The organism is Sinorhizobium sp. P24N7 (genome assembly GCF_042436655.1).
Lineage (GTDB): Bacteria > Pseudomonadota > Alphaproteobacteria > Rhizobiales > Rhizobiaceae > Sinorhizobium > Sinorhizobium meliloti_A.
On the sequence record NZ_JBHMIW010000060.1, the window covers coordinates 1 to 966 of the forward strand.

Genomic DNA, 966 nt, shown 5'->3' on the forward strand with positions numbered 1-966 from the left:
CACCAATATGACGGCTGGCTGATCTCGGGCTCATATTTTTCTTCCGTATAGGGGCTGCCTGTTTACCAGGCCGGTCTACATCGACCCCCGGCCACCGGCGGACGCAATCTCGACCTGGATCACGTCGCCGGGCCTGAGCGGGGCATCCTCGTCGACTGTAAGCTTTTCCCGGCCGCCATCAGGCGCGGTTCTGATGATCTCGATCGAGGGATTCGCATCGCCCGTCGGTCCGCCGCCGATCAACAGCAGTTCCTGGGCGATCGCATCCAGTCTGACCTGCAGCGCTCTGGCTTTTGCCCTGGCGTCCTGCAGTTCAGACAAACCTTCGATACGCCGCTGATCGTCTAGCCGCAGCAGCTTGGAGCGGAGTTCTTCGCGCTCGCGCTTGGCCTGTTCGGCCTGCACGCTGGTCTGCAGCGTCCGGGTCGAGGAGAGCAGCAGCGCGCGACGCGCCTCTAAAATGCCTTTTTCCGTCACAAGCCCCTTCTTCCGCAACTCTTCCATGCGCGCCACCTCTTCTGTATCGAGGCGGAGGCCTTCGGTCTCGTACTCGTACTGCTTCTCGAGCTGCGTGATCCGGAGCTCGGTCCGCTCAAGCGTCGATTTCACGAACGCCTTTTCTTTTCCGTGGTCTGTATCCCGCAACTGCCGAAGTTCCTCTTCGACATCCGTGATTTCAGTGAGGCTGTTGGCTGACGGAATTGGAGCCGGACTTGCACTCCTCTGCAGTCGTAATTCCTGCTCCAGCCGCTGCGTACGTGCCGTTTCTTTGGCATGTTCGTTTCCGAGAGCGGCGTATTGGGCCCTTAGCTCGATGGATCGGAGCACCGGATTGCCGACGTTTTCCGCCAGCAGATCGTACCCGCCAGCGATAGCGACGGCCTGTCTCACCGTGAGGCCGGGGCGGAAGGTCTGCTCACCCGGCTTTTCGATATCGCCAGCCAGGTAGACCGGCCGATATTCAGC

General features: G+C 60.8%; 1 protein-coding gene. It reads right to left on the reverse strand.

Annotation, left to right across the window (positions count from 1 at the left end; translation table 11 throughout):
* Positions 1-75: 75 nt before the first annotated feature.
* A partial coding sequence (locus ACFHWW_RS33860; RefSeq protein ID WP_379943728.1) for an SLBB domain-containing protein occupies positions 76-966 on the reverse strand: 891 nt, incomplete at its 5' end.